General features: G+C 70.0%; 27 protein-coding genes. 8 read left to right on the forward strand and 19 right to left on the reverse strand.

The genetic code is table 11. From position 1 onward, the window contains the following. Window positions 1-229: 229 nt before the first annotated feature. The 18 genes from ACIBR0_RS26095 to ACIBR0_RS26180 all read right to left on the reverse strand — a co-directional run bounded on the left by ACIBR0_RS26095 (window position 230) and on the right by ACIBR0_RS26180 (window position 17,523). The gene (locus ACIBR0_RS26095; RefSeq protein ID WP_396719946.1) at window positions 230-1,249 is read right to left on the reverse strand and encodes a C40 family peptidase; all 1,020 of its coding nucleotides are present in this window, start codon (window positions 1,247-1,249) and stop codon (window positions 230-232) included. An 80-nt stretch (window positions 1,250-1,329) separates the two neighbouring features. After that, entirely contained in the window at window positions 1,330-1,542 is a 213-nt protein-coding gene (locus ACIBR0_RS26100) for a hypothetical protein (protein ID WP_396719948.1), read from the reverse strand. A gap of 112 nt (window positions 1,543-1,654) precedes the next feature. Further along, the gene (locus ACIBR0_RS26105) at window positions 1,655-1,858 is read right to left on the reverse strand and encodes a hypothetical protein (protein WP_396719950.1); all 204 of its coding nucleotides are present in this window, start codon (window positions 1,856-1,858) and stop codon (window positions 1,655-1,657) included. A 186-nt stretch (window positions 1,859-2,044) separates the two neighbouring features. Continuing rightward, on the reverse strand, window positions 2,045-2,677 hold the full coding sequence (locus ACIBR0_RS26110; RefSeq protein ID WP_396719952.1) for a helix-turn-helix domain-containing protein: 633 nt from the start codon (window positions 2,675-2,677) through the stop codon (window positions 2,045-2,047). A gap of 335 nt (window positions 2,678-3,012) precedes the next feature. Next, window positions 3,013-3,414: a hypothetical protein gene (locus ACIBR0_RS26115; protein ID WP_396719953.1), complete on the reverse strand. Its 402-nt coding sequence runs from the start codon at window positions 3,412-3,414 to the stop codon at window positions 3,013-3,015. A gap of 304 nt (window positions 3,415-3,718) precedes the next feature. Further along, window positions 3,719-4,708: a DUF932 domain-containing protein gene (locus tag ACIBR0_RS26120; RefSeq protein WP_396719955.1), complete on the reverse strand. Its 990-nt coding sequence runs from the start codon at window positions 4,706-4,708 to the stop codon at window positions 3,719-3,721. A gap of 75 nt (window positions 4,709-4,783) precedes the next feature. Next, window positions 4,784-4,978 carry a hypothetical protein gene (locus ACIBR0_RS26125; protein ID WP_396719957.1) on the reverse strand — a complete coding sequence of 65 codons (195 nt, stop codon included), beginning with the start codon at window positions 4,976-4,978 and terminating at the stop codon, window positions 4,784-4,786. A 140-nt stretch (window positions 4,979-5,118) separates the two neighbouring features. After that, window positions 5,119-6,402, reverse strand: coding sequence for a MarR family transcriptional regulator (locus tag ACIBR0_RS26130; protein ID WP_396719959.1), 1,284 nt, complete (start codon window positions 6,400-6,402; stop codon window positions 5,119-5,121). A gap of 174 nt (window positions 6,403-6,576) precedes the next feature. After that, entirely contained in the window at window positions 6,577-7,167 is a 591-nt protein-coding gene (locus ACIBR0_RS26135; RefSeq protein ID WP_396719961.1) for a hypothetical protein, read from the reverse strand. A 9-nt stretch (window positions 7,168-7,176) separates the two neighbouring features. Next, on the reverse strand, window positions 7,177-7,908 hold the full coding sequence (locus tag ACIBR0_RS26140; RefSeq protein WP_396719963.1) for a hypothetical protein: 732 nt from the start codon (window positions 7,906-7,908) through the stop codon (window positions 7,177-7,179). Between the two features lie 98 nt (window positions 7,909-8,006). Beyond that, window positions 8,007-8,690: a hypothetical protein gene (locus tag ACIBR0_RS26145; protein ID WP_396719965.1), complete on the reverse strand. Its 684-nt coding sequence runs from the start codon at window positions 8,688-8,690 to the stop codon at window positions 8,007-8,009. A gap of 314 nt (window positions 8,691-9,004) precedes the next feature. Continuing rightward, window positions 9,005-9,859 (reverse strand): replication-relaxation family protein, encoded by an 855-nt coding sequence (locus ACIBR0_RS26150; protein ID WP_396719967.1) that lies wholly within the window; start codon window positions 9,857-9,859, stop codon window positions 9,005-9,007. 207 nt (window positions 9,860-10,066) lie between these two features. Continuing rightward, window positions 10,067-12,529 carry a type IV secretory system conjugative DNA transfer family protein gene (locus ACIBR0_RS26155; RefSeq protein WP_396719969.1) on the reverse strand — a complete coding sequence of 821 codons (2,463 nt, stop codon included), beginning with the start codon at window positions 12,527-12,529 and terminating at the stop codon, window positions 10,067-10,069. Then, entirely contained in the window at window positions 12,526-14,280 is a 1,755-nt protein-coding gene (locus tag ACIBR0_RS26160; RefSeq protein ID WP_396719971.1) for a VirB4 family type IV secretion system protein, read from the reverse strand. Before ACIBR0_RS26160 ends, ACIBR0_RS26155 begins: the two co-directional genes overlap by 4 nt. Beyond that, window positions 14,277-15,167, reverse strand: a complete 891-nt coding sequence (locus ACIBR0_RS26165; protein WP_396719973.1) for a PrgI family protein — start codon at window positions 15,165-15,167, stop codon at window positions 14,277-14,279. The genes ACIBR0_RS26160 and ACIBR0_RS26165 overlap by 4 nt, the downstream gene beginning before the upstream one ends. Then, window positions 15,164-16,081 (reverse strand): hypothetical protein, encoded by a 918-nt coding sequence (locus ACIBR0_RS26170; protein ID WP_396719975.1) that lies wholly within the window; start codon window positions 16,079-16,081, stop codon window positions 15,164-15,166. The genes ACIBR0_RS26165 and ACIBR0_RS26170 overlap by 4 nt, the downstream gene beginning before the upstream one ends. Before the next feature lie 8 nt (window positions 16,082-16,089). After that, window positions 16,090-16,386 carry a pilin gene (locus ACIBR0_RS26175; protein ID WP_396719977.1) on the reverse strand — a complete coding sequence of 99 codons (297 nt, stop codon included), beginning with the start codon at window positions 16,384-16,386 and terminating at the stop codon, window positions 16,090-16,092. A gap of 696 nt (window positions 16,387-17,082) precedes the next feature. Next, the gene (locus ACIBR0_RS26180) at window positions 17,083-17,523 is read right to left on the reverse strand and encodes an ATP-binding protein (RefSeq protein WP_396719979.1); all 441 of its coding nucleotides are present in this window, start codon (window positions 17,521-17,523) and stop codon (window positions 17,083-17,085) included. A 200-nt stretch (window positions 17,524-17,723) separates the two neighbouring features. Between ACIBR0_RS26180 and ACIBR0_RS26185 the strand changes: the two genes are divergently transcribed. The 4 genes from ACIBR0_RS26185 to ACIBR0_RS26200 all read left to right on the forward strand — a co-directional run bounded on the left by ACIBR0_RS26185 (window position 17,724) and on the right by ACIBR0_RS26200 (window position 21,791). After that, on the forward strand, window positions 17,724-18,944 hold the full coding sequence (locus tag ACIBR0_RS26185; RefSeq protein ID WP_396719981.1) for a PP2C family protein-serine/threonine phosphatase: 1,221 nt from the start codon (window positions 17,724-17,726) through the stop codon (window positions 18,942-18,944). Between the two features lie 465 nt (window positions 18,945-19,409). Continuing rightward, a complete protein-coding gene (locus ACIBR0_RS26190) occupies window positions 19,410-20,234 on the forward strand; it encodes an ABC transporter ATP-binding protein (RefSeq protein WP_396719983.1) in 825 nt (274 codons plus the stop codon). Next, window positions 20,231-20,992: an ABC transporter permease gene (locus ACIBR0_RS26195; RefSeq protein WP_396719985.1), complete on the forward strand. Its 762-nt coding sequence runs from the start codon at window positions 20,231-20,233 to the stop codon at window positions 20,990-20,992. The genes ACIBR0_RS26190 and ACIBR0_RS26195 overlap by 4 nt, the downstream gene beginning before the upstream one ends. 28 nt (window positions 20,993-21,020) lie before the next feature. Beyond that, window positions 21,021-21,791 carry a MerR family transcriptional regulator gene (locus ACIBR0_RS26200; protein WP_396719987.1) on the forward strand — a complete coding sequence of 257 codons (771 nt, stop codon included), beginning with the start codon at window positions 21,021-21,023 and terminating at the stop codon, window positions 21,789-21,791. Between the two features lie 264 nt (window positions 21,792-22,055). On the opposite strand, the gene ACIBR0_RS26205 is transcribed toward ACIBR0_RS26200, so the two are convergent. Next, entirely contained in the window at window positions 22,056-22,832 is a 777-nt protein-coding gene (locus ACIBR0_RS26205; RefSeq protein ID WP_396719989.1) for a hypothetical protein, read from the reverse strand. Between the two features lie 270 nt (window positions 22,833-23,102). Between ACIBR0_RS26205 and ACIBR0_RS26210 the strand changes: the two genes are divergently transcribed. From ACIBR0_RS26210 to ACIBR0_RS26225, 4 genes are all read left to right on the forward strand, one after another. Next, window positions 23,103-23,675 carry a hypothetical protein gene (locus ACIBR0_RS26210; protein WP_396720058.1) on the forward strand — a complete coding sequence of 191 codons (573 nt, stop codon included), beginning with the start codon at window positions 23,103-23,105 and terminating at the stop codon, window positions 23,673-23,675. Further along, window positions 23,668-24,510 (forward strand): TRM11 family SAM-dependent methyltransferase, encoded by an 843-nt coding sequence (locus tag ACIBR0_RS26215; protein WP_396719991.1) that lies wholly within the window; start codon window positions 23,668-23,670, stop codon window positions 24,508-24,510. The genes ACIBR0_RS26210 and ACIBR0_RS26215 overlap by 8 nt, the downstream gene beginning before the upstream one ends. A gap of 120 nt (window positions 24,511-24,630) precedes the next feature. Then, complete coding sequence (locus ACIBR0_RS26220; protein WP_396719993.1) at window positions 24,631-25,059, forward strand: hypothetical protein; 429 nt, start codon at window positions 24,631-24,633, stop codon at window positions 25,057-25,059. Between the two features lie 604 nt (window positions 25,060-25,663). After that, complete coding sequence (locus ACIBR0_RS26225) at window positions 25,664-26,125, forward strand: hypothetical protein (RefSeq protein WP_396719995.1); 462 nt, start codon at window positions 25,664-25,666, stop codon at window positions 26,123-26,125. The last annotated feature ends 256 nt before the right edge of the window (window positions 26,126-26,381 follow it).

The following is a 26,381-nucleotide window of genomic DNA, read 5'->3' on the forward strand; positions in this document are numbered from 1 at the left end:
GCCACCCGCTACGACAAACTCGCCGTGCGCTACGAAGCCACCCTCACCATCGCCGCCATCAACCAGTACCTCTGGGCCTTACGAAACACGGGCTAACCGCATCGAGGCGATTTGCCGACCTTTGGTCAGCTGCTGGCCAGTGTGGAGCGGTATCCGGATCTGCCGCGATCCGCTGAGCGCGGTCGGCGGGATGGAGCGCCAGGCGGGATCGAGGCTGGAGCCGACGCTGTCACAACAGAACCCGCCTGATGGCGGCGATCTGGCCGGACCAGTCGCTCAGCCGCGAGATCTTGACCATGTCGCCGGTTGTTGGCGCCTGGATGATCAATTCCTGTCCGATGTACATGCCGACGTGGCGGGGGTTGGTCAGGGTGCCGTGGCTGCCGGGGATGAAGACGAGGTCGCCAGGTAGCAGGAGCGCCGGGTTTGCCACCGGCTTTCCGATGTTGACCTGGTCGATGGTGATGCGTGGGATGGAGATGCCAGCCGCCCGGTACGCCGATTGCATAAGCGAAGAGCAGTCGCACTGTTTGTCGGGGTCGCCGGAGTGCGGATCCGTGCAGGAGCCGCCGAAGTGGTACGGCGTGCCGAGCTGGCCTACGGCCCAGACGATGGCGGTCGCGACGGCGGGCGGGGTGGTGGCGGGTAACGCGAACCCGGCGGGGAGCGCGTCGAGGGCGTCGGTTGCGCAGTCGGCGAGGGTGCTGGTCAACTGCTCCACGAGGTGCAGGGCGTCGTCGGTCCACTTGGTGTAGGCGTCGGGGAAGGCGGACACCTGGACGGCTTGCGCGGCTTGGGTGAGCGGCATCGTCTGCCAGCCGGGCACGGTCTGGAGCTTGTCGAAGAACGTGCCGGCCTGGTAGGCGGGTTCGGACAGTTGCGCCATGGTGCCCCAGCCTTGGCTGGGGCGTTGCTGGAAGACGCCGATGGAGTCGTGGTCGTTGTTCTCGCCGAGGTGGGGCAGGTTGCGTAGGCCGGATTCCTGCATGGCGGTGGCGACGGCGACGATCCAGCCCCAGCGGGGTACGCCTTTGGCGACACCGACGTCGATGATCGTGGCGGCGATGTCGAGTTGCTCGGTGTCCCATCGGTCGGCGCCGGGCGGCTGCCCGGAGGGGCGTATGGCGGGCGCGGCGGCGACGGCGCATCCGCCGGGGCCGCCGCCGGTGACGGAGGACAGCAGTAGGAGGGGCAGGCCGAAGCAGGCGATGACGACGACGGTAACGACGCCGATGACGATCTTCGTCATGGTGATGACCTCTCGGGATAGCGAGAAAGGACCGGTCTGCGTGCGGTGCGCGGCCGGACGCCGCGCGGCAGGGGTGCGTTCTAGAGGTGGTACAGAAGAGGAAGCAGTCCGGCGTGGGTCTCGCGGAGGAAGCCGGCGATCAGGATGCTGGCCGGGAACAGCGGGTCGCCCACGTTGACGCAGGTGGCGTAGCGCCAGTCCCAGTGGTCGGGCTCCATGCTGGGCACGTACCAGAGGGCCCTGGTGACGTCGAGGAACACGGCGCCGTTGATCTGTGGGGCGAGCAGGGTCATGGGTTGGCTGGCGCAGGTGGCCAGGCAGTGGCACCTGCACGGCTGTCTCCGCGCACGCCTCGGAGGCCGCTGTGTAGGGCGGTTTCCGAGGCGTGCGGGGGGTTGAGTGGTATCAGGCCGTCATCGGTTCGGGGCGGAACGGTTGGGGTGCCGCGTGGCGGAGGAGCAGGCCCGCCTGGATCTGATGGGTCTCATGCACAGGCCGCCGCACGCCGGTCTGCAAGCCCACGGCCGGGGCGAGAGCAGCCTGGACCGGCGCGACGTACTCGCGGTTGAACCAGCGCATGGTCCGCTTGCGCCTGAGCCGGTAGCTCACGACAACCGCAGCCGAGCCGACCAGTGAGCCGACGTGCTCGGGCTGAGCCGCCGCCAGTGCAGCCGTAGCAGGTACACCGAGCCGGATCACCTGACGCTGCCAGCCGGTAAACGATGACGAACGGCGCGAGCATTCACGACGGTCCGCCAATCAGGACCAGGCCCACGGCGTAGATGGCGGTGTCGTTCACGCCGCACCCCCGATCGCCTCGCTGCGGCAAGGTCCGCAGTTGTTGGCGGGAGATCCCACGTGCTTGGGGCACTGCCCGGCGCGAGGATCGGTCGGCAGTGCAGCGCCGCCCCGAAGGGAGCGGCTGCGCGGGGATGGTTCTTGATGGTTCAAGGACGGTTCGTAGGAAGCCCGCTTCCGGCCGGTGCGGAAGCCTGCTTCCGGTCGCTCGGAAGCGTGCTTCCGGTCGGTCGATACCGGGGGGAAGCCAGCTTCCGGCCGGTTATCCACAGGCTCGGGCACCTCGTTGGGTCGACCAGGCTGCGGCTCGGCGAACCGGTCGAGCGACGTGGGCAGGGTGCGCCGACGCTCCATTGCGAGATCCCAGACAACCGGACGACGGTCGGTCGGCAGGTGGGCGACGTGCCGCTGATCGCCACGATGGATGATCCCGAGCCGTTCCAGCGTCGCCAGGTCCGTGCGAACCGAGCGGGTCGACTTCCGGGAGTAGTGCGCCAACCGCTCCTGAGACGGGTACGCGGCTCGGCCGTTGGCGTGCGCGTGATTGGCGAGACCGATCAGCACAGCCAGGCATGCGGGGGGTACGTCTGGCGCATCGTTCAGCGCCCAGGACACAGCTTCTACGCTCACAGCGGGCGGACCTCCTGCGTCCGTCAAGGGCCCGGATCACAGGTGTTGGCGCACCTGCCGGGCCCGTTCTTGTACTCGCGTCCCTGTTCTGCGTTCTCCGGCACGGTCGAGTCGGTGGTCATGGCGTAGGTCCGGCTGAGGGCGGTGCTGGTCGGTCCGATGAGGTTGGTTGCCACGCGTTGGCGTTGTCGAGATGGGCGAGGCAGTCGCGGCGGCTTAAGCGGGCGCGTCCAAAGGCTGGGTGTCGCGGGGCCAGGCCGCGATCAGCGCCTGCGCGGCGTCGATTGAGAACACCCATGCCCCGAAGGGGAACCGCCGGGGTAGGCGGGGCCCGGTCACTGGTGGTCCTTCGTCGCGGTGATGCGCGTGTAGATCGCGATGCAGCGCAGGATCAACTCGTGCGACGGCATGGTCAGCAGCCGTTGCCGCTGGTTGTGCCGGAGCTGCTTCCAGATGAGGACGGTGACGCTGGCCGACCATAGGTCGACGAGGACGCCGTCGATCTTGGCGTGCTGTCGGTGGGCGACGATGCGCCGCAGGGTGTCGATGAGCGCGGGGTCTCCGGGTGGGTGGTGGGCGTCGTCGGGTCGTTGCGCTTCGGGCAGCAGGGTGTAGCAGTCCTCGCAGGTGGACTCGATGCGCGGCGGGTCTTCGGTTTCCCATCGCTGAACGTCGGCAGCGGGCAGTCCGCACACCGACTGTCGAAGGTCGCGCGGGTGACGGATGTGGCCGATCATGGGCGGCCCGTCCGGTCTGATCCGCGCTCGGTCGTGCTCGGCAGTGCCATGAATGTGTCCGTTCCATCCGGGTCGGGGGGGGGGGGGGGGGGGGGGGGGGGCCCCCCCCCCCCGGGGGGGGGGGGGGGGCGCCCGGGGGGGGGGGCCCCCCCCCGCCCCCCCCCGCCGGGGGGGGGGCTGTGGGGGGGGCCCGGGCGGTGTTGGCCGGGGGGGTGGGGGGGGGCGGGGGTGGTGGGGGGGGGGGGTGGGCCCGGGGGGGGGGGGGGGGGGGGGGGCCCCGCCCCCCCGACGGATCAAGGTGCGGTCAGACCTTCAGCAGGTCGAAGGCGGCCACCTTCAGCTCGCCGACGTTGCCGGTGAGCACCCGGTGGGCACGGGCGGTCTCGTTCTTGGCGGGTTGGTAGTGGTCGAGGTACTCGGTGATGGCCTGGTAGCCGGCCCACCGGCTGCCGGCGATGGCCTTCTGGGTGTCGGCCTCGCGGATCAGGTACTTGAGCGTGCCGAGGCGCTGCTTGGCGTTGTTCTTGGTTTGCTCGGACGCGGTGTCCTTGACCGGCCACACCTCGGCGACGACCTTCTCGAACTCGCGCATGGTCAGCTCGGTCTGGAGCATCCGCTCGGCTGCCTTCTCGAAGGTCTCCATGTACTTCCACATCAGGCCGAGCGCCTCGCGGGCCTGGCTGATCTGGGAGTTGACGTTGGAGGTGTGCCGGAACGTGTAGTGCCCGACCGAGTGGGCGAAGGCGGCGCGTTGGGTGTTCGCGCAGACCACCCGGATCGGGCTGGCGTCGACCCGCAGGGCGGCGGTGCCGTCGTGCGAGGTCGTGCCGATCAGGTAGAGGTCCAGCCGGTCCACCCCGGCGATCTCCATCGCCGTGGGCAGTTTCATCGTGACGAACACGCTCTTGCCGCGGCGCAGGCTTCCGGCGGTTTCGAAGTGGGCGCCGCCCACCTGGTCGACGATGCGGTCGAGCATCTCGGCGCACTGCTCGTTCTGCACCACCGTGTAGTCGGTGCCGACGATGCCCAGGTACTCGGTATCACCGGTGACGGGGTTGCGGCGCACGGTCATCCGCTTGTCGTCGGCGGGAATCTGCACCTCGACGCCGTTGACGATGTCGATGCCGACGGTGCGGATGGTCCGCACGCCCCAGTCACCGAGCCGGGCGGCGGCCATGATCTCCTCGGCCTTCATCGTGTCCTGGGTGACGGTGCCCAGTTGGTGCCAGGCCGACAGGCGGGCGCTGGCGAAGGCGTTCGTTCCGTCGGCGAACGTCTCGAGTTCGTGTGGCACGGGTTTCTCCTCGGATGTTCCGTGGGGGCCGAGCGCATGCGCTCGGCCCCCACGATGGGTTGGGGTTGGTGCGGATCAGGACTGGTCGGTGCGGCCTTCGGCGGTCGTGATCGGACCGGTGGGGTAGGCGAACGCCATCGGTTCTTCGGTGACCTGGATGAGGTGACCGGTGGCAGCGGCGTGCAGGCAGCAGATGGTGACGGCGCTGGCGCCGATGCGCCGCCCGTCGAGGGCGGCGTTGATGCCGCGGGCGATCTCGTGCGGCTTCAACGGATGGCCGCCCTCTCGGCGAGGTAGTCCAACACCCGGTCAGACAGCTGCCGGACATCGGGCATGGGGTTTCTCCCTGCGAGCGGGTCCCCGGGGGCCGGGCGGTGGCCCGCCCCCGGGGTGACGTCGGCGGCCCCGGGTCAGGACTGCGTGGTGTCGTCGCTTGCCTGCCCGGTGCCGTCCGCGCCGGCTCCGGTGGTGGTCCCGGTGTCGGCCGGCGCGGGGTAGGCGAAGGTCAGCGGTGTGTCGGAGACCAGGATGATTCGGCCGGTGGCGGCGGCCTTGGTGCAGTTGTTGCGCACCGCCCCGGAGCTGACCGCGCGGCCGAGCTGTCCGCTGATGGCGGTGGCGATGTCCTGCGGGCTCATCGCCCGGCCCGGGTTCGCGGCCAGGACGTCGAGGGTCAGCTTCTCCAGCTCACCCCGACCGAACGGCGGGCTGCCGTCGGCGTTGGCGGTCGCGTCGCTGCGGCGGCTCACGCTCGCGGTGAGGCCCGGCGCGCGCGGCGGCCTGCGCCGGGGGAGGGTGACGACGTGGGTGGCGCCGTCGGGCGCGACGACGTGCAGCGTGCCGTCCGGCCGGATCAGGGGCAGCACCGCCGCCGTGGCGCTCGGCGCGGCCGCCAGGCCGCGGATGACCTGGTAGCACAGCGGGCAGCGGCGCGGCTGCGGGTTCGGGTCGACCTCGCTGGCCTTGGTCGGGCCGGCGATCCACCGCTCCGGCGGGCCGGGCAGCCGGCGGGCAGCGTCGGCCTGCTCCATCGCGGTCAGCAGCCGGGAGGCGCTCGGGTGACTGATACCGCTCTCGGCCACGATCAGGTCCAGGGTCGCGCCGTCGTCGCCGTAGTCGGCCAGGACACCCTTGATGGCCATGACCTTGCGGTCACCAGGGCGAGCGGCCTGCACAGCGGCGACCGTGGGTGCCTGCTCCTCTTCGCCAGTGTCGGCGCCGTCGGCGGGTGCGTCGTCGTTGTCGATCTGGCTGCCGGGCTGGTCGGTCGTTTCAGTGTCCGGCGTGCCGGCGGCGTCGTCGCTGCCGTCGTCGGGTCGGTCGTTCTCGCCCTCGACGTCGGCGCCGTTGACCGTATCGGTGGGCTGGTCGCCCAACTCGGCGTCCGGGTGGTCAGCGTCGTCGTCGGAGTCCGGGTCGCCGATGCAGGCCTCGTCCACTGTGTCGGCGGGCGTGAGGGCGGTGGCGTCGGGCGGCGCGGCGAGGGTCCACCGGACTGGGGCGCCCTCGGCCTGGTCGGCGTCGGTGTCCACCGCGACGATGACACCGGCGTCAGCCAGGGCCTTGATCGCCTTGTCGGTGGTCGAGCGGGCCTTGCCGGAGCGGTCGGCCAACTCGTGGACGGTGCCCTGGCCGAGATCGGTCAGAGCGTCGAGGACGGCCTGCGTGGCAGGCGTCAGGGACAGGTGTTCCATCAGGGTTTTCCCTCCTCGGGAACTGGTGGGACGCCCGGCACGGTGGTGTGCCGGGCGGTCGTGCGCCGGGTCGCGGGCAGCGCTCAGCGCGGCAGGCGCGTGACGTCGTGCGCTGCCGTGCTGCTCAGGTGCGGCCCGGTGGTCGTGGCGGCGGGGTGGTGCCGCGCCGGCCGGTCAGCGGCCGGGAACGGCCTCGTCAGCGGCGGCCTGCAGGATGTAGAGGCGGTCCTCGGTCGGGTCGCGGTAGATCCCGGCGTCGACGTGGGTCAGCCGCAGCGGGTTGACGCTGCTGGGCGGGCGGAGCCTGGCGTCGGACGTGCCGACGGTGATGTGGGTGGCGTGTCCGGCGAGGTTCTGCCGGCGGCAGGAGTCGGTGTGTGGAAGGACGACCAGGACCGTGTCACCGGGGTTGACGTAGCGCCGCCGCACCGACCGACCCGGGTTCGCTTCGGCGTACGCGGCCCGCGCCTCGTCGCCGATGAGAGTGTCGATCCAGTTGCGGGCGTACCGGTACTCGCGGGCCAGCTCCCTGATGGTCTCCACCGGGCCGGCGACCGTGCTGGTGGAGCCGTTCAGGTCGTCTTCGTTGATCAGAATGGTGCGCAGCCGGTCCACCGTGAGCAGCAGCTCGGTGCGCAGGTGCCGCAGGGTGGCGGCGGCTTCGGGAAGGTGCGCGGCGGCGGGGATGGGGTCGGCAGCGTGCTGGTCGAGGGTGCGACCGGTGGCGCGGGCAACCCATCGGCCGATGACGTCGCGGTGCAGCATGCTCTGCTCCTAGCTGGACAGGTGGGTGAGTTCGGCCGGGGTGAGCTGAGCGGGGGTGCGGCTGTGCCAGGCGTCGGAGTGGCGCAGGTGCCACCAGCGCAGCAGCGACCGGCAGGCCGAGGCGAGGTCGTCACACACCGGCAGCGGGTACGCCATTCCCACCGTGATCTGGCGATGCTGCGGATCGGTGTACGCGGTCGGCGCCCACCCCTGGTCGGTCTCGGTGACCTCGCCGACGACCCGGTCCGGGTAAGGGATGCCGAAGGCGCTGGCGGCCTCCGCGTCGGGCACCACCAGCCAGGTGCGCTGGTCTGTGAGCCGCAGCGTCGCCACGCCATGGGACGGGTCGCTGCGCTGCAGGAGCACGTGCCGCTCGTCGCTGCTGCTGATCTGCCGGTGGTTGCGCCAGGCGCGGTAGGCGGTGACGAGCGCGGCCCCGAGGACGGTGTGCCGTTCGCGTGCGGCGAGTGCGTCGGTGAGGGCTTGGTGGTAGCCGGCCATGTGCAGGTCGGCTCGTGCGGCCAGCCCGTGCCGGGCGGTTACGGTCAGCTCATCCACGCGGGCAAGGGCGTGGTCGAGGGCGGCGTTGCTGTCGGTGAACTCGCGGGCGGTTTTGTGCAGGACGCGGGCGAGGTCGCCGAGAGGGTCGAGGGTGGCGGTGTCGTGGCGCCACAGGTGCTCGGGTAGGACTTCGTTGGTGTCGGCGGCGATGCGCCGCAGCGCGGGATCGGTCAGGAACACCGGGGAATCTCCTTCACAGGCGAGGGTGTGGGGGCATGGCGAAGGCCGGTCGCAGCGGGGCTGCGACCGGTCTTGGGGTGTTTGAGGCGGTAGGGGAGCTAGGCGATGGTGACGGCGCACAGCCGGGCGCTGGAGCGCAGGCCACGCAGGTAGGCGCAGGCGTCGTTGAGGAAGCGGAACCGGTCGGCGACGGAGTCGCTGGCGGGCATGAGTAGCCGGCCGTCGGTGGTGATCAGCGCGTCGCCGATCAGGGCGATGCGCCAGTGCAGCCCGACGTAGGTGGCTTCGCCTGCCTGGTAGACGGACAGCTCGTACGGGTTGAAGCTGTGGGCGAGCATCGCCAGGACGCGGGGCTGTTGCTCGAAGCGGCGGCGGGCCTCGGCGACCGTGACCTTGGCCGGGTCGGCGTGGTGTTGGGCGAGGTAGTCCTCCCAGGGGTGAGCGGGCCTGGTGGTGGCGTTGATGTGGGTGTTCCAGGCACGCCAGCGCCGGGAGGCGTCGTGGGCGGCCTTGGCGGCGGTGCCGGTCAGGTCGAGGCGGCTCTTGCGGCCGCCGGCGGCCATGGTGACCGCGCCGAAGCGGCGGGCGGCGTCGAGCAGGTGGTAGCCGAGGAATCGGGTCAGCCAGCCGATGAGGCGTCGGTGGCGGACGCGGTAGCGGCGGGCCGGGGTGCCGTCGGTGTGCAGAACGTCGTTGATCTTCTCCGAGGCGGCGAACCAGTCGGCGTCTTCACCGGTGGCGAAGCAGACGGTGACCACGTGGTCGGTGGGCGGCATGGGCATGGCAGGGTGCTCCCTTCGCGAGGGCGTGGGGATTGGCATGGGTGGATGCGGGTGCCACCGGATCGCCGGGGTCTGGACCGCCAGAGCTGCCGTGACGGGCGCGGGCGTGGATCACGAGCCGACTCGCAGGGGTGGGCTGTGGGTGATCCCGCTGGCGCGGGCAGATCCAGGGAAGGACAGACGGGCGGCGGTGCGAGCGATAAGAAGAAGCCACACCGTAGCGGGGTGACCTGACAGAACCGGCCCCTGTCAGGAGTCACGAAAGTGGCTCTGACCTGCACTGCGAGGACGGTGTGAGCGGCTGTCAGGGTCTGTCAGAGAACGAGGGTGCCGGCATCGTCGTAGTTCGGGTTGTCCGCCACGGGCTGCCCGTGATGGCTGGGCAGCTCGGTAAGCCGGACCCGGTTGGTGGCGCCGGCCGGGGACCAGACGGCGTCGGCGGGGTTGGTGGGGTGGGTGGCCGTCGCGACCGGAACATCGCCACGCCGACCGTACAGAAGCTGGTGCAGGTGTTCTTCGCGTTGCTCGCTGCCGAGCCAGAACAGCACCGGGTAGCGGGGGCCGCCGCGGCGGATCAGCTGCGCGTACCGGTCGAGCTTGGCCACTACCCGCCCCAGCGGTTCGGTGCCGGTGTCGGCCTCCAGGAAGAACCCGACCGTGGTGTCGTCGACGCTCCACAGGCCGTGTCCGTCAGCGGTGATCGTCCGGAACTGTTGGGTGGTCGTCGTCTCGGACCACCACCGGTCCAGCCGCGCGTGGGGATGCTGGCGGGTGTGCGCGGTGAGCCGGACGAAGAACTCGTTGACGGTGAGGAGGTGGTGCAGGCGGGGGTTGGCCGACAGCCGGTGCAGCCTTTGGCGGGTCGCGCGCAGGGTGGGCTCGGGCCGGTGGTGGGCGGCGGCCTGGAACCGGTGCCCGTGGTGGCCGAGCGTCCAGTGCCAGGGGTGGCTGCCGCCGCCGTCGCGGGCGAATCGGAACCGGTCCAGCAGGCCCAGGGTGGCCAGTTCATTCAGCCGGAGCTGGCAGGTCCGTTGGGCGTGGAACAGCATGCGGTGGATCTGGTCGGTGGTGAGGACCTGGTGGTCGTCGAGGAGGTGGAGCAGCAGGCGGTCACGGCTGGTGATGTGGGGGTAGATGGTCAGCAGGCCAGGAGAACGCGATGTCGGCATAGGTGGGTTCACCCCGTGGAGAGAGAGTCCCGGAGGGAGTCTGGATGAGTCGATCGTGCGGGCGGGCCTGCGGCGGGTCAGGTTTGCGCAGGCCAGGCACCTGACAGTCGGGGCGAGCACGGCTCGTTTGGGGTTGCGTGTCGCAGACGCCCCCAAACGAGCCCCCAGTGCCGCACCCGGCCGAGCCCTGGAACGAGCCGCCGGGGGTCAGCGTTCGCGGTCGGCCCTGCGCCGTTTCATCGCGGTGCGGGCGAGCTGCTGCATCGGCGGCTCACCGCCGGCGTGGCGGTGGGCGGCGGCGCACTCCTGTCGGATCGCGGTCGCCTCACCCACGACCGGCGCCGGCGGGTTGGTGACGACGGTGACGCCGGGCAGCTCCCGGTTGCCGACCAGCAGTCGCGCGGCGGCGGTGTAGACGTCGAGGTGGGCGAGGTCGTGCTCGTCCAGCTCGGGTTTGGTGTGCCGGGACAGCTCGCGGGCGTCGGCCGGGTCGACGGTGAAGAACAGCTTCGTGCGCGCGTTGGCCGACACCGCCGCGGCGAGGTCCCTGGGCAGTTGCGCCAGGTCCTGGTGCGCCAGCACCAGCCCGAGCCGGAACCCTCGGGCTTCGGCCAGCATGTCGGCGACGCTGCCGGGCAGCGTGAGGAAGTTCTGACACTCATCCACATACAGGCAGGCGTCTTTGCGCTGGCCCTCGGCGATGGTGGCGCGGGCGATGGCGGCCTGCCACACCCGGGCGACGATCATCGACCCGAGAATGCGGCTGGTCTCCTCACCGAGGATCCCCTTGGGCAGCCGACACAGCAGCACCCCGCCGTCGAGCACCGTGCCCATGTCGAACGACGAGTGGGCGTTGCCGATCACACTCTTGACGAAGTCACGCAACAGGAAAGCCCGCAGCCGGGCGAGGACGGGAGCGATGACCTGACCGCGGAACTGTTCGTTGATGCCGTCGTACCAGAGCCAGAACCCGCCGAGGCCGTCCGGGTCGTCCAGGCCGTGGGTGAACCGGGCCCGGAACTGGCGGTCCTGCAGCAGCGACGGGACCAGGCTCAACGTGGGTTTCGCGTGCCGCATCAACGTCAGGCACGCCACCCGCATGGTGTCGTCCATGCGGGGTCCCCACTGCCCTTGGAAGATCTTCGCGAAGATCCCGACGAGGTTGTCCACGGCCAGGTGCGGGTCGCCCTGGTCGTCGAGGGGGTTGAAGCAGCCCGGGTTCTCCTGATCCGGATCGATGATCACAATCTTCTTCGCGTGGGAGGCGGGGAGACGGTCGAGGATGTCGGTGATCAGGTCTCCTCGCGGGTCGATGACCACCGTTCCGCGTCCGGCTTTGATGTCGCCGAGGATCATGTTCAGCAGCAGCGCGGACTTGCCGACGCCGGTCTTGCCGACCACATGCACGTGCTGGCGCGCGTCGGTCACCCGCAGGCCCACGCTGTGATGGCCGATCTGCGACCGGCCCAACACCTTCACGCCCCGTCCGCCCGAAGGCACCTGCACGGGCGGCGGCACGGCCTTGGCCCGCGCCCGATCCAGTCCCGGCACGGCGAGGTCTTGTGGCAGCGCGGCGAGGGCGGCGAGTTCCGGCACGGTAGCCAGGAACCCGCGCCGCAGCCGGCGTCCGGCGATCGTGGCCACCGGCTGGGGCATCTTCATCCGCCGCAGCCGGTTCGGACCGGTGTACGTCGCGGCCGCCGAGGCGATCGTGTGGCCGAGGTCGAACAGCCGCCTACGGACCTGCCGGGCCCGCTCCTTGTCCGCCGGCCGGTCCGGGTCAGTGGCCACCGCGAAACGGACCGCGATCTCGAAGTGCGGCACCCGCACCGCCTTGTCCACGACCGTGCGGGCCTCGGCGGTGGCCACCGGGTCCCGCTCGGCCGGCCGGCCGGTGGTGTACGCGGGGCTGCGCGGCCGGGACGGGCCGGGCGTGAACACGTCGAGGAACCACAGCAAAGGCTCGATGGCCAGCTGCGCCGCGCCCGACACGGCGCGGGTGGCCGCGTCGGGTCGCCCGTGGGGATGCCTGCCGGTGGCAGCCGCTGCCCGGCGGGCCGCGCGGACGCGGCGGGCCGGTGCCGGGCGGGCGAGGATCTGCACGCACGCGTGTTCGCGGTGCCGGACCTCAGACCCAGCGGCGAGCAGCGCCCGCAGCGGGTCGGTGTCGTGCTCGGTGCGCAGCGGCAGCCCGTCGGTGTGCTGCGGCCAGTGCGCCCCACCCACCTGCTGGCCCACCTGCGCCGGGATCGGCGCGTCGGCGTCGCTGCTCGTCATGGTGGCGGCGGGCCAGGCGGCCCGGACGGCGGCCTCGACCGCGCCCGGCGGCACCGTCCCCGGCACCCATACCCGGATGGTCAGGGCGCGACCGGTCCAGGTGTACTCCCATCCGACGTGCGGACAGCCGTACACCCGGCGCCGCCACACCGAGGGTGTCAGCACGCCGACGAGCGTGGTCCAGAACGCGGCGGCGGCCTGCGGTGTGACCTCGGGTGGGGCGGCGATGGTCAGCCATTTTGCACCGACAGCGAGCCGTCGGTGCCGCCAGGCGAGCACCTGATCGTGGCCGAACACCGCGCCGACGATGACGGCGGCGGCGAGGAACCCGAGCCAGGGTCGGGCGATGATCCAGTGGCCGAGGTCGGCGGGCCACGTCGGGTTGGTGGTCATTGGTCCTCCCCGATGCCGGTCACCGCGATCGTGTGCTCGGCGGCCGATCCAACGGCGCGGAACGGGATGCGGCTGCGGCCGGCGACGAGCAGGCCCTCGCCGCGCGGCGCCGACAGCAGCAGCCGTGATTCCCCGGCGGTCAGGTGAAACGCCTCGCTCACCGCGTCGATGGACTGCGTGCTCTGGCGCATCAGCACCTGCGTCGCCGCGTTGGAGACGACGGCGAGGCCCAGGTCGGTCGACAGCACGTCGGCGGCGTCCTGGGTGATCACGCACAGCCCCGCGGACCGCTTCCGGGCTGCTTTCGCCATCCGGAACAGGAACCGGCTGCCCTCACCGTCGCGCATCAGCAGCCACGCCTCGTCCACCACCACGAGCTGCCGGCGCCGGCGGCCGGCGGCCGTTGGTGTGTCGATGCCCGTCCAGATCGAGTCCAGGGCCAGCAGCGTGCCGACGGTGCGCAGCTCGTCGGGCAGGTGCCGCAGCGACCACACCACCAGGTGGCCCTCGGGTCGGGTCGAGGTGGGCCCGTCGAACAGGTTGGCGTAGTTGCCGACCGTCCAGGGGGCGAGGCGGGCGGCGAGCTGCCCGGCGGCCGGGTCGTCATCGCCGGCGAGTACCTCGGCCAGGTCGCGCAGCAGCGGCGCGGGTCTGGTCCACGTGCCGGGGTCGCCGTTGATGCCCGCCCTTGCGTAGGTGGCGGTGATAGCGCGATCAAGGGCGGCGCGTTCCGCCGGCGGTGGTGTGGCGCCGAGCATGACCGCGATCAGGGTGTGCAGGTACAGCCCGCGCCGGGTCAGCGTGTCGGGTCGGTTGTCGGCGGGCAGATCGAGAGGGTTGACGCGCACGCCCGGCTGGCCGAGCTGCACGACGGTGCCGCCGACGTGCTCGGCCAGGGGTGCGTACTCGTCCTCGGGGTCGATCACGCTCACGGTCGTGCCCTGGTAGAGGTTGCGCAGCACCTCCAGCTTGACGAAGTAGGACTTTCCGGCGCCGGAGCGGGCCAGGACCACGCTGTTGTGGTTGTCCTGCCCCCACCGGTTCCAGATGACAACCCCGTTGGACGTCGTGTTGACCCCGTACAGCACCCCCTCGGGCGGTGCGACGACGCCGGGGGCCGGAGCGGCGAGATCCGCTGAGGCGAGAGGGAACGCCGCGGCGAGGGCGGTGGTGTCGAGGATGCGGCGTACCCGCAGCGGGTCCACGCCGACCGGCAGGGTGGAGATCCAGCCCTGCTGGTGGCGGAACGTTGCCGGCTGCAGGTCGAGCAGCACGCTGGCAGCGGCGGACTTCACCCCGGCGGCGACGGCGGCCAACTCCTCGAGGGTGCGGGCGTGGACGGTGACGTAGATGCCGACGTCGAACAGCTTCGCCGCCCCTCGCGCAACCCGCTCGGCGAGATCGGCGGCATCGGCCGCGGCGACCTCGACCATCGGGTCACCGAGGCGGCCCTGGTCAGCATCCAACCGGCGGGAGGATTCCAGGCGAGCACGTTGGCGCTTGAGCATCGGCGCGGCCAGTTGCGGCGGTACCGGGTCCACGTGAACGGCGACGTCGACCCTCGCGGGGTAGGACAGCAGCGGGTCCAGCCATGCGGGGCCGACCTCGGCCGGATATCCGCACACCGCGTAGGTGGCGGCGTACCCGTCACCGACCTGCACGTACGACGGCGTGACCGACAACGCGGCCGGGGACGGCATACCCTCCCCGGCCGCAGCGCTACTCTTCTTCGTTGCCTTCAGCAGGCTCATCCTGTACTCCGTAGGGTGATCGGGGTGCCGGGCACCGCTCGCGGGCCGGGCACCGGCGGTGAGAAGGGATCGACCGCGCCTGCCAGGGCGGAAGCGACCGCTGGCCCGTCCAACGCGGCAGCTTCGACACCGAGCCCGGACAAGACGCGAACGGCGCTGTCGGCCGCGTGCTCCCCGGTGACGACCGCGAGGACCTGGCGGCGCAACGGATCACGTTCGTCGTCCAGGTCGAGGAGGAACTGCGCGTAGTCATCGGCGGCGGCCTGCAACGCCGGATGTGGCAGCCCGGGCGCGTGGTCGACGGTCGTCTGCGCGTAGGCGGTCAGGTCGTGCCGCTGCGCGACCACGACGATCTGCGCCGGCCCGGTCAGACTGTTCAGGAACCGGCCGAACCCCTCCAGCAGTGCACCCTGCTCGCCGCCCGTGCGCAGGTGGATGTTCGTCGTGCCGCAGGCGAGCACGACCTTGTTGCTGCCCTCGCTGGTGAGCACGCCGGTCGGGCTGATCGCCGTGACTGGCGAGCGTAGCGGCGCCGGGAGGATCGGTTGGCCGGCCATGACCGCGACGGAGCTTGCTCGAGCCGCACCCGGGGTGAGCGTTCGCGGACTAGAGCCGAGGGTGAGCCCGTGTCGCAGCCACACGTCCAGGGGCAGGCCGTCACGGCGACCGAGCGCCACTACGACCGCGACGGCGAACACGATGACTGCCGCGATGACCCACGCCGCCAGCGGCAGTAGATGCCCGATGGTGCGGTAGCAACCGAACATCGCCAGGCCGGTGCCGCCGATGATGCCTAGCTGTCGGAACGTCAGCCCGAACGCGATCCGGTCGGGCTCGTTGACGTTGGTCGGCATGACAGCGCGCGGGGGAGCGTCCTCGTTGGTCATCGGCCACCTCGCATCGCGGCTTGTCCGAGCCGGCCGATCGGCAGTCGACGGGTGACGCTCTGTATGAATACCGCCCGGAGCAGAACGCCGCCGACGTTCGGCGACCCGGCGCGGCTGATGTGCCGGCGGATCGTTGCGGGGATCTTGATCGTGACCCAAAGAACGACGATGACGAGGAGGAGATTCACCGCGTCCGAGCCGGGCAGGCCGAGCAGGATCGGCAGGTTCGACTCCGGATGCGTCAGCAGGCCGATGCCTGCCGAGAACGCGACCGCCTGCAACGTCGGTGCGGCCAGGCAACCCAGCAGGGTGCGCCACCACAGCTGCGCGGCACCCTGCGTCCACGGCGTGGCGTAGCAGGCCAACGCCATCGGCGCGACCCCGGCCAAGACCACCAGCAGCCCGATGCGGGCAAGCCAACTACCGACGAGCATGAACATCAACATCACGATGAGCAGCCCGATGATCACCATCAGAAGAGCGCCGCTCTCGTCGGTCATCGCTGACACCAAGCGGGCCCGGACGAACGTGACCGCCTCGGACGTTGGTGCGGAGTCGCCGACCATCGACACCGTCAGGGCGTTGGCCACGTCGATGACCACGGCGGTCAGCGGTAGGGCAAACGCGGACAGGACGAACCCAACAACAAGCCGGGGGACCAGTTCCTTGACGCCGTAGCGCATCTCGACCGAGTCGCCGACCATCACCGCGACACCCGCGGCGATGATCGCGAGGATGAAGCAGGCGCTGACAACCGCTGCGCCCTTACCGGCGATCGACTGCACCTGCGGCAGCACGGTGACGTCAGGTGTGACGAAGATAGACGATGCCAGGAAGGCCAGCAGGCCGCCGAGAAGCTCGACGATCTTCTCGGCGAGCCAGCCGACCAGGTCGTTCATCAGCCAATCGACCATCAGTCGCCTCAGCCGCCGATGATGCCCTGCAACACCCGCAGGATCACCGGGGCCAGCACCGCGAGGGCATAGCCGATCAACGCGGACTTGACGTTGCCCTTGGCCTGCTCGACCTGCGCCGGATCGCCTCCGGCGGCCATGTACCGCAGGCCGCCAATGACCAGGAACATCGTCGCGACCAGCGCGATGATGCCCATGATCCAACCAGTGACGCTGGAGATGACCTCGTTGATGCTCTTCGGGGCCGCCACCGGCGGTGCTACAGCAGCGGCGAGGTCGGACAGAACTGCCAGAGTTGGGTGCATAGCAGCGCTCCACAGGGATATGTGGGGCCGCCGCGGTGGGGACCAGGGCGAAGCTTCAACGGTTCGGTCGGGGGCGCTCCTCCTCGCGCGTCGCGAAGGGCTGCGGTGTCAGTACGCCGCGCCAGCCATGCCGAACCGTTGGCCTCGCCGCAGGGAAGGTCCCCACCGGGCGGGCATGCCAGGGATGACATGCACCGCTCAGATCTCGACTGTCAGGCCGATCGAACCCACCGCCCGCCTGTCACGCCCTGACACCCCGGTCAGACATTCACGATCCCGCACCAGAGGCGGCGGCCGGCAAGCCGCTCGGCCATCGGCACCCGACACGGTCATCGTGCGGCGGTCGGTACTTCATCGCCCCGGCCTGCCTCGGACTACGGATCAGAAGGTTAGGGGTTCGAGTCCCTTCGGGCGAACAAGATCATGAGGGTCTGACCTGCGGAAACGCGGGTCAGGCCGCCCTGTGTATTGTCGTCCCACGTGGATGTTGGGCTGCTCGGTGGCTGCTCGTCCGACGAGCATCCCCTACGTCCCGACCCATCCGGTGAGATATGGGTTTGTCGGGTCTGGTCCCGGCGGTGACGGCGAAGCGGATCACTGGCTCCACCGATGAACGGCTTGCTCGGCTTGGGTCATGGCCCTGTCGCGGCGGCACAGCCCGTGCCGTAACGCGTTGTCGGGACCTTGAGGAAGCGGTCAGCCGGCGGTGTCCTTGGGGCGTGGTGTGATGCGAATGGTGGTGCCCGCGGGCCCGCTGTCGATCAGGAGGAAGTCGGCCATTTGCCCGACCACCCATAACCCCATACCTCCCGTCTCGGACAGGGATGGCCGCTCGGTACGCGGAACGTAGTGAGCGTTGTTGAATCCAGGCCCGTAGTCGGTGACTTCGCAGGTGAACCTTCCGTTGAGAAGTAGCAGGCGTACAGTGCCCCGGCCGCCGCCGTGCCGGATCACGTTGATCATGAGCTCGTTGACCGCACTGATCCAGTCTTCGATCTGGTCATCGTCGAGGCCGCACCGGTGACTGACAGCCCTGACCTCGCGTCGGACGCGGGTGAGGTCCGGAAGGGTAAGCGACGTCGAGAGGAAGGGCTCCGCGGCGGTGGGGAGTAGGTGGTCGAGCGGCGATTCCGCCACTGGTCCCCCTAGTCGCCGGATGTGTATGCCGCCGACCTTAACCGATCCTGCGAGTTAGGACGATTTGGCTCCTGCCGAACGGACGCCGACGATCAAGGCAACCGATGTGATGTGCCAAGGTACCGCCAATGCGAGGTCCGGCACTTGTTGATCTACCTCCGGTGGGCCAGCGGCGGCGTGCCGGCGTCTAGGCTGCGTGCGTGACCGAAGCCGAGCTTGTGACGAATGAGGAGCGGCTACGTCGCATCGAGGCGATCACCGACGCGGCCTTGTCAGGTCTGAACGTCGCCGAGCTGTTGGATGAGCTGCTCGAACGGGTCCGGGATCTCCTCAAGGTTGATACCGCGACCATCCTGCTGCTCGACGGCCACACCGGCGAACTGGTCGCGACGGCGGCCAAGGGCTTGGAGGAGGAGGTGCGCCGGGGGTTCCGTATCCGGATCGGGCACGGCTTCGCCGGACGGGTGGCTGAGACGCGCCAGCCGGTCACGATCTACGACGTCACACCTGCCGACGTGGTCAATCCCATCCTTCTCGACGCGGGCGTGCGTGCCCTGCTGGGCGTCCCCATGCTCGCCAACGGCAACCTCATCGGCGTGCTGCACGTCGGCGCTCTGAGCCTGCGCCATTTCGGTCCCGAGGATGTGCACCTGTTGCAGCTCGTCGCCGACCGAGCCAGCGTCGCAGGTCGGGCCCGAGCACAGGTCCTCGACCGGCAGGCCGCGCTGGCCCTGCAGCGAAGTCTGCTTCCCAGCCGGCTACCTGACATCCCCGGTCTGGACCTGGCCGCCCGATACCTGCCCGGTCACGACCTGGGCATCGGCGGCGACTGGTACGACGTGTTCACGCTGCCTTCGGGCTGGACCGGTGCCGTCATCGGCGACGTTTCCGGCCACGGGCTGCCGTCCGCCGTCGTCATGGGACGCATCCGCAGCGCGCTACGCGCCTACGCACTCGACCGCGACGATCCCGCTCAGGCGCTGACGTCCCTCGACCGCAAAATCCACCACTTCGAAGCCGGCACCCTCACCACCGTCCTCTACGCCCTCATCTCACCCGACCGGGCCACTGTGCACCTCTCCTCCGCCGGACACCTGCCGCCACTGCTGGCCGTCCCCGGCCAACCCGCCCGGCTCATGAACCTGACGGTCGACAGGCCACTGGGCGTGGGCCGACCACCGACCAACCGCCACACCACCGTGCTGGACCTGCCGCCGACCGCGACGCTCGTCTTCTACACCGACGGACTGGTCGAACGCCGCGGCGAACTCATCGACACGGGTATCGACCGCCTCACCAACGCCATAGAACCCGGGCCGGCCGACGCGTTGTGCGACCACATCATTTCCGCCACCGCCGATGAGCACGCCAGCGACGACATCGCCCTGCTGGTCATCCGCCGCCGACCACCATCCGAGTGAGCTGCTGGGGCCGCACGCCTGGGCGGCGGCCAGGGGATGGCAGTCAGGGTTGCTTGCTGGAGTCCACACTCTGCCTCGTGGTGGCGGGCAAGGTGTACGCCGGCAGCGACACCGCAGAGGGCGTGGCGCAGCACGTGATGGCATCGGTGGCGACGTAGATCAACACGCCACCTGCGCGGCCCGCATCGCATCAGCCCTTTCCGGAGCTGACCGACCCTTGTTCGGACGCTGATTGCAGCATCGCTGCGCCGCCGCCATCGATGCTGTCCGGACAGACATTCCACGGGAATGGCGCTACAGATCAGAAGGCTGAAGGTTCAAGTCCTTCCGGACGCACCAAAACCGTGTGGCCGATATCGGGTCCATGGGCGGTCTCGGCCATGACGCCGCCAAAAATTCGTGCCGACGACCTGCCTAGCTGCCGGGCTTGACCTTGACGCAGCGTCAACCCTGCATGCTGGCGCCATGTCCAACGATTCTCATCAGACAGCCGGGCCGGTGATACGGGTCCAGGGCTTGGAGAAGTCATACAAACAGCTGCATGTGCTGCGCGGCGTCGACTTCGACGTGGCGCGGGGCAGCATTTTCGCCCTGCTCGGCTCCAACGGGGCGGGCAAGACCACCGTCGTGCGGATACTGTCCACGCTGCTCAAGCCGGACGCGGGGACAGCCGGTGTCAACGGCTTCGACGTCGCCACGCAGGCGGCGAAGGTGCGGGAGTCGATCAGCCTGACGGGGCAGTTCGCGGCCGTCGACGAAATCCTCAGCGGCCGGGAGAACCTGCTGCTGGTCGCCCGGTTGCGGCACCTGAGGGATCCGGGCCGGATCGCGGACGACCTGCTGGCCCGCTTCGCACTGACCGACGCGGCCACCCGGAAGGTGTCGACGTACTCGGGTGGCATGCGCCGCCGCCTGGACATCGCGATGAGCCTCATAGGGAACCCGCCGGTGATCTTCCTCGATGAGCCGACCACCGGGCTGGACCCGCAGGCGCGCCTGGAGGTGTGGCAGGCCGTCCGGGAGCTCGCCCGGCAGGGCACGACGGTGCTGCTCACCACGCAGTACCTCGACGAGGCCGAACAACTCGCCGACCGGATCGCGATCCTGCACCAGGGGCGCATCATCGCCAACGGCACCCTGGGCGAGCTCAAGCAGCTGCTCCCGCCGGCCACCGTCGAGTACGTCGAGAAGCAGCCGAGTCTCGAGGACGTCTTCCTCGCCATCATCGGCGGCGACGGCACCGCAGGCGCCCCCACCCCGACGGCACAAGCAGTCAAGGACCCTCGATGAACAGGCACTTCTTCGGCGACACCGCCGTCCTGCTGGGGCGGTCTCTGCGCCACATCAGCCGCAGCCCGGACACCATCATTACGACCGCGATCATGCCGATCGCATTCATGCTGCTGTTCGTCTACGTGTTCGGCGGCGCGATCCAGACCGGGTCGGACAACTACGTGAACTACCTGCTGCCCGGCATTCTGCTCATCACCGTCGCCTCGGGCATCTCCTACACCGCGTACCGGCTCTTCCTGGACATGAAGAGCGGCATCTTCGAGCGGTTCCAATCCATGCCGATCGCACGCTCGTCCGTGCTGTGGGCGCACGTGCTGACCTCGCTGGTCGCCAACCTCATCTCCCTCGTGGTGGTGGTGCTGGTCGCCCTGGCCATGGGCTTCCGCTCGGGCGCCGGCGTGCTGGCCTGGCTCGCGGTCACCGGCATCATGATGCTGTTCACGCTGGCCCTGACCTGGCTCGCCGTGATCCCGGGCCTCACCGCCCAGTCCGTGGACGGCGCGAGCGCGTTCTCCTACCCGCTGGTCTTCCTGCCGTTCATCAGCTCCGCTTTCGTGCCCACGCAGAGCATGCCCGGCCCGGTGCGCGCCTTCGCCGAGAACCAGCCGGTGACCGCCATCGTCAACACGATCCGCGACCTGTTCGCCCACCAGCATGTCGGTGGCGACATCTGGATCGCCCTCGTCTGGTGCGCCGGCCTCCTCGTCGTCGCGTACGGCGTCGCCATGACCATCTACCGCCGCGTCATCAGTTGATGACGGGTCGTCGTGGCAGGCTGAAGCCATGCTGACCATCGGACAGCTGGCCTCCTACGCCGGGGTGACCATCCGCGCGGTGCGGCACTACCACCAGATCGGGCTGCTGCGGGAGCCGGAGCGTGACGCCTCCGGCTACCGCAGCTACGACGCGGCGGCGGTCGTGCGACTGATCCGGATCCGGACCCTCGCCGAGGCCGGGGTCCCGCTGGCCCGGGTCAGCGAGCTCCTCGACGCCGGCCCGGAGACGTTCGCCGCCGCGACCACAGAGATCGACCGGCGGTTGCGTACGCAGATCCGCGAGCTGCAGGAGCACCGGCGGCGCATCGCGCGGCTCAGCGGCGGCGACTCGCTGGCTGTCCCCGCGGAGGTGGTCGACTACCTGGACCGCCTGCGGGCCATCGGAGCGCCGGCTGCCCTCGTCGAGGCTGAGCGCGACGCGTGGATCCTCATGGCGGCGCGGTGGCCGGAGGTGATCCCGGAACTCATGGCCGACAAGGTGGCACAGCTGGCCAACCCGAAGGTCATCCGGCTCTACCAGCTCATCGGTCGGATCGCGGACGACTGGGGCGACGAGGATCTGCTGCGCGAGACCGCCGACCTGATGAGCGAGCTGTTCGAACAGGCCGCCGCCAGCGGGGAACTCGACCTGCAGGACGAGGTCACGCCCGACGCAGCGTTCGTGCACCTGATGGACTCGTTCGCCAACGCCGCCCACCCCGCCGTCACGCGGCTACGGGAGCTGGTCGCCGAGCGCGGTTGGACCGGATGGACCCGGATCGAAAGGCGCAAGCCCTGAGGCGTCAGTCGTCACGCACCTCGGTCTTCAAAGAGAAATACCCTTCACCGTGCCGCAACTGGATATGTCGTCTAGCGGGTCTGGTATCGGGTGTGGGCCGGTGAAGGTCATCCTGGACGAGGCGGCAACGGGTCTCGCTGACCGGTTCATACCGGGGGACCCCCAGCGTGCCACTGACGCAGGTAGTTGCTCGCCTTGACGAGCAGGTCATCGGTGGTGGCGTCGGGACTGCCTGCAGGCGGGTACGCGGACAGCGCGGTTGTGTCAGGCCGCAACGGCGGCGTCGCAGCGGCCGAGCGAGCGGGCTGGGCCAGACAGATCGCCTCGTGTGACAGCAGCAGCCACGATGCGCTCGGCCCGCCGCCGGCGCATCCGCAGGACCGATGGGGTCACACCCACTTCGGCGGCCAGCTGCTCAATAAGCGCGTCGCCGAACCGCGTCGAGCTGATCAGCTCGGCTGCATCAGCAGTGATCAGGCCGGCGGCGGCTGCCCGGCCGAGGAGGAGATCGGGATGGCCGTAGGGCATCCTCGGTGAACGCGAGCCGGTGGGCAGGTCCAGAGGCAGCTCCTCGTCACCGTCGTCCTTGACGACCGCGGCCCCGGCACGCCATGCCGCCCAGCACAGCCGCAGCCACAGCCGGGGCGGGGCGAGGTCCGCCGTGCGCAGGGCCTGGAGGAAGCCAGCCAGGATTTCGGAGTCGACGTCGTCGGCGTGCTGGACGTGACCGCGGCTGACTTTCGCCGCGAGGTGCGTCAGCGCGGGCAGCGCCACGCCGATCGCGCCGACGACCCAGGCCGGTCCCCATTCGCGGGCGTGGTGGGCAAGCTGACGCCACAGCTCGTCGGTGGTGTCGCTGTCGTAGCGCTGGTACATCAGCAGCGTGCGCAGCTCGTCCAACGGCATGGTGGCGTCCGGGAGGCCGGGCACCGGGCGGGCGTTGAACGCCAGTGGCGCGGGTTCGCAGGTCAGCAGTGCGAACGCCTTCTCGGCGGTGGTCAGCGCCGTGTCGGCCGTCTTCGTGCGGGTGGTCGTGGCCATGGTGATGTCCTTGTCGAGGATGAGCGCTCGCCCAGTGCGAAGGCGCCGAGACGTCGATTGGGACAGTCCGGCCTGACACCACGAGCAGTTGTCAGGCCGGGACAGGTCGGGTCTGGTTCGCGCCCGTCGGAACCGTCGACACGTCGGTTGATCAAGCTGTCAGGTGGGCCGGTTGACGGGTGCTGTCAGGGTCGAGGCGGGTTCGATCGGCCTGTCATCGGAGTACTGGGGATCGTCAGTACGTCCGCTGGTCCGGGGGCCACCGTGCCCATGACCGACAGAAATCTGCACTGGGCGCCGATCCCTGTGGGGGACGTGGTGCCCGGTGAGCCGCCCGTGCCGATCACCGTTTGGCCGGTACCCGCCCCGCACGGCGAGGAGACGATGTCCAACGCGATGGGCGTTCGGCTCGTCCACAACCTCACCCATCCATCCGATCTGGTCATCGACTTGGCGGCGGGGCCGCAACTGGCCCGCGCGGTTATCGCTTCGCGCCGCCGCAACCACCTGCAGGCCCCCCGGCAGGTCGGGTGGGGCCCGGAGGCGGCGACGCTGATCGTTACCGGATGGCCGACTGGCGACGCCTCACCGGTGCAGTTCTTCGTGCGGTGCCGCGCCAGCCTCGTGCCCGGCGGCTGCGTGGCGGTGCTGCTGCCGCACGGCGAGGTTGTCCTGCCGGTCGATGTTGTCATCGCCGCGAAGCGGGCCGGGCTGGCGTACCTGCAGCACATCGTGGCGGCCGACCGGCCGCCTCGGCGTGGCCAGCAGACGCAGCTGGACATCCACACCGACGTGCTGATCCTGACCCGCAGCCCCATGAGGGCCGGGGGCGGTGATGGCTGAGCCGCTGCCGGTCACCTCGATCTGGTTGACCTGCCAACAGCCCGCCCGCGACCAGCGACGGGGCCGCTACGTCCCGCGTACCTCCAGTCACCCGGGCAAGATGCTGCCGCATCTGGCCGCGCACGCGATCAGCTCTTACACCGCGCCAGGGGATCTGGTGTTCGATCCGATGTGCGGGTCGGGTACCACCCTGGTCGAGGCCACGCACCTCGGCCGGCAGGCGATCGGAATCGACATCGAACCTCGCTACACCGCACTGGCCCGGGCTAACGTCGCCCTCGCCTCGTCCCAGGGTGCCGCCGGCCGTGCGACGGTACTCACCGGCGACGCCACCGGCCTGCTGGAGTTGGTACCCGCGTCTGCTGTCGGCGCCGTCAGCCTGGTACTGACCTCTCCGCCGTACGGGCGCGGGACTCACGGCCTGGTCCACACGACCGGCACCGGGGTACGCAAACGAGATCACCTCTACGGGGACCGCAGACGCGGCAACCTCGCCTACGCGGGATGGTCCCGTCTGCTCGACGGATTCACCGCAATCCTCGCCGCCAGTCATCAGCTGCTTCGTCCTGGCGGTTTCGTCGTGATCACTTGCCGGCCGGTGCGCCGGCAGCGGGACGACCTGATCGATCTACCCGGCGAGCTGCTCGCTGTGGCGCAGTCAGTCGGGCTGATTCCGGTGCAGCGGTGCGCGGCGATGCTCGCCGCGGTGCACCAGGGGCAGATCGTGCACCGAGCCTCCATGTTCGCGATGATGGCGGTCCGACGCGCCCGCGCCGAAGGCATCCCGGTGCACCTGATAGCGCACGAGGACGTGTTGATCCTGCGGCGCGGCTGACTGACCACCGGATCCGGCTCTACAGGATCGGCGGAATTCGCGCCCTGGTCTGCCGTCGACCCATCGCCCGACGGCAGGCCAGGGCGGACCGCACAGCTCGGACCACATGCCGCTGCGCATGTGAGCGAGGATGTGACGGTGCGCCATGAGCATCACGTCTTCCACAACCCGCCGCCAGCAACACCGGCAGAGGTCAATTCCGCGCTCGATCGCGGCGACCTGCCGGCGGCGTTGGATGCCATGGTCGGAACCGCGTTGTACGGCGACGGCGACTGGAAGGAACTGCAGGAGCTGCATCTTCGGTTACTCGATCATGAGGACCACCAGGTCAGCGCCCTCGCCGCGACCTGCCTCGGACACCTGGCGAGGGTCTACCGCCGGCTGGACGAGGATCGGGTGGTCGCCGCCCTGCGCCATGCCCGGACGGTGCCCCACACCAGCGGCACCGCCGACAACGCCCTCGATGACATCGAGACCTTTCTGCACCCACGTCGTATGCGGTGGCGCGGACGCGTACGGACAGCTCTTCGGCCATGGACCTGGACCTGAAACGCGCCGTAGCCGCCGGCGGTGAACGAGATGGATGGCCCACCATGCATTCGGTGGGGCACAGCCCGTGATGCAAGGCGTACCCCGGGGTAGTCGGGGTGACGCCATGACAGCGGTCTGACGACGTGCGGGGGATGGGCTGCAGGGCGCACGGCCTCGGTGACCCCGCTTGCTGTATCGCTGCAGCAGCCGGGGGAAAGAAGACCGCTCGCAGCGGCTGACCTGGGCTCACACCCGGATGATCGGCAGACCTTTGGTTCGCCCGTCGATGTGGTGGTCGCCTGAGCGAACACCACCCGGTGGCAGCACCGGGACCGGCGGCGCTGTCAGGTCCGGCCAGAAAGCAGAACCTGACAGCTGCGAGCGCACCTGCATCGGCCGGGGCTAGCCTGATGGCTCTCCCTGTTACCCCTGCCTGCTGTTGATCCGACGCCTCGTGCGACGGCATCGGGCCCACCACTCTCGGTCGGCCGCCGTTGCCCGGTCTCAGATCCGGCACCCACAAAGCCCCACGTCCCTCGCGTACGCGGTCGGGACGTGGCACCTCCATCCCTTCAGGCGGCCACCGCGCGGTGGCCGCCTTCTTCTGTCCGTGGAGGACACCATGCTGACAAACACCTGGTACCTGTCCGACGACGACTGGTTCGCCCAGCTGCCGGAAGCGCCCCGCCTCAGCGACCACGGCCAGACCGTGATCGGTGAGCTCACCACGTTGTTCGACGACGAGGCGCGCTTCGACCCCGCCGGGACCGTCGCCGCGACGCGCGTGCTCCTGCTGGCCGTGGAAAACCTCGGCGACATCATGACGTACGCCGCCGAAGGCCACGACCTGACCGAGCTGGCCCGACTGCTGTGCGGGCTCAACCTCGCGCAGGCCCACCTGACCCAGACCGTCCAGCGCATCTGCGGGCACGTCAACAGACGCGCCTTCACGGGGCTGCCCGCCGCGCCCACTGCGGTCGTGCAAGCCCTCACCGACAGCCTCAGCACCGCCGGTGCCAACGGCGAGGTCCTCGCCGGTCACCTCAAGGAAGCGCACCTGATCCTGCGGACCCTGGCCGCATAGCCGTCCCTCGAGCCAGACACGTCACCGGCCACCCGGGCTCCTCTACCGGCCGGATCACCTCGCTGATGGCACGAACCCGTGCGATCACCCGCGAGCAGACCGCGGTCTCCGTCCATCTGCGCACGCATCCAATGCCACGACACGGCGTCGCCCGGCTGCTGGCGCCGCGTCCGTCGCCGTACCGCTGCCGGCCCGACATCCCGTACATCCCGGTGCTCCTGGATCGCGCCGAGCCAGGCACGGCTTCCGTGTCTCC

This window comes from Micromonospora sp. NPDC049497 (genome assembly GCF_044465805.1).
Classification (GTDB): domain Bacteria; phylum Actinomycetota; class Actinomycetes; order Mycobacteriales; family Micromonosporaceae; genus Micromonospora.

Bases quoted from the DNA above. Each gene is read 5' to 3' on its own strand.
- ACIBR0_RS26095 (WP_396719946.1), bottom strand. From the start codon at position 1,249: ATGACGAAGATCGTCATCGGCGTCGTTACCGTCGTCGTCATCGCCTGC.
- ACIBR0_RS26100 (WP_396719948.1), bottom strand. From the start codon at position 1,542: ATGACCCTGCTCGCCCCACAGATCAACGGCGCCGTGTTCCTCGACGTC.
- ACIBR0_RS26115 (WP_396719953.1), bottom strand. From the start codon at position 3,414: ATGATCGGCCACATCCGTCACCCGCGCGACCTTCGACAGTCGGTGTGC.
- ACIBR0_RS26130 (WP_396719959.1), bottom strand. From the start codon at position 6,402: ATGGAACACCTGTCCCTGACGCCTGCCACGCAGGCCGTCCTCGACGCT.
- ACIBR0_RS26135 (WP_396719961.1), bottom strand. From the start codon at position 7,167: ATGCTGCACCGCGACGTCATCGGCCGATGGGTTGCCCGCGCCACCGGT.
- ACIBR0_RS26145 (WP_396719965.1), bottom strand. From the start codon at position 8,690: ATGCCCATGCCGCCCACCGACCACGTGGTCACCGTCTGCTTCGCCACC.
- ACIBR0_RS26150 (WP_396719967.1), bottom strand. From the start codon at position 9,859: ATGCCGACATCGCGTTCTCCTGGCCTGCTGACCATCTACCCCCACATC.
- ACIBR0_RS26155 (WP_396719969.1), bottom strand. From the start codon at position 12,529: ATGACCACCAACCCGACGTGGCCCGCCGACCTCGGCCACTGGATCATC.
- ACIBR0_RS26160 (WP_396719971.1), bottom strand. From the start codon at position 14,280: ATGAGCCTGCTGAAGGCAACGAAGAAGAGTAGCGCTGCGGCCGGGGAG.
- ACIBR0_RS26165 (WP_396719973.1), bottom strand. From the start codon at position 15,167: ATGACCAACGAGGACGCTCCCCCGCGCGCTGTCATGCCGACCAACGTC.
- ACIBR0_RS26170 (WP_396719975.1), bottom strand. From the start codon at position 16,081: ATGGTCGATTGGCTGATGAACGACCTGGTCGGCTGGCTCGCCGAGAAG.
- ACIBR0_RS26175 (WP_396719977.1), bottom strand. From the start codon at position 16,386: ATGCACCCAACTCTGGCAGTTCTGTCCGACCTCGCCGCTGCTGTAGCA.
- ACIBR0_RS26190 (WP_396719983.1), top strand. From the start codon at position 19,410: ATGTCCAACGATTCTCATCAGACAGCCGGGCCGGTGATACGGGTCCAG.
- ACIBR0_RS26195 (WP_396719985.1), top strand. From the start codon at position 20,231: ATGAACAGGCACTTCTTCGGCGACACCGCCGTCCTGCTGGGGCGGTCT.
- ACIBR0_RS26200 (WP_396719987.1), top strand. From the start codon at position 21,021: ATGCTGACCATCGGACAGCTGGCCTCCTACGCCGGGGTGACCATCCGC.
- ACIBR0_RS26205 (WP_396719989.1), bottom strand. From the start codon at position 22,832: ATGGCCACGACCACCCGCACGAAGACGGCCGACACGGCGCTGACCACC.
- ACIBR0_RS26210 (WP_396720058.1), top strand. From the start codon at position 23,103: ATGACCGACAGAAATCTGCACTGGGCGCCGATCCCTGTGGGGGACGTG.
- ACIBR0_RS26215 (WP_396719991.1), top strand. From the start codon at position 23,668: ATGGCTGAGCCGCTGCCGGTCACCTCGATCTGGTTGACCTGCCAACAG.
- ACIBR0_RS26225 (WP_396719995.1), top strand. From the start codon at position 25,664: ATGCTGACAAACACCTGGTACCTGTCCGACGACGACTGGTTCGCCCAG.